Origin of the sequence: Dietzia sp. UBA5065 (assembly GCA_002415925.1) — a bacterium.
In the GTDB taxonomy this organism is placed as follows: Bacteria; Actinomycetota; Actinomycetes; order Mycobacteriales; family Mycobacteriaceae; genus Dietzia.
The window spans coordinates 12,747-13,068 of the sequence record DIAZ01000035.1 but is presented as its reverse complement, the minus strand read 5'-3'; the positions used below and the strand labels follow the sequence as shown (position 1 = coordinate 13,068).

Annotated in this window: 1 protein-coding gene; it reads left to right on the top strand. The window is 68.6% G+C overall.

What is annotated here, in order from left to right:
* A partial coding sequence (locus B4M60_RS02515) for a nuclear transport factor 2 family protein (RefSeq protein ID WP_291079981.1) occupies window positions 1-228 on the top strand: 228 nt, incomplete at its 5' end.
* Between the last annotated feature and the right edge of the window lie 94 nt (window positions 229-322).

Sequence of the window (322 nt, the reverse complement as noted above, 5' to 3'; positions counted from 1 at the left end):
ACCGCCGACGACCGAGCGAGCGCCCGCTGCGCCATGCATGCGCAGCACTTCATGGTCAGTCCGATCGGTGGAAACACCTACGTTGTCGCGGGCACCTATCACGACGAATTGATTCGTACCACCGACGGATGGCGTATCGCGCACCGTCGTCTGGAGCCGCTGTGGACCGACGGCAACGCCGGGATCATCCAGGAGGCGGTCGCGCGCTTCGCCGCTTCGACCGACTAGCCCGGGAGACGCACGGGGGTCCGCCTGTCGACAGCGCTGTCGACAGGCGGACCTTCCCCCGTCCACGACGACGCCGACGCGGGCCGCCGTGGAC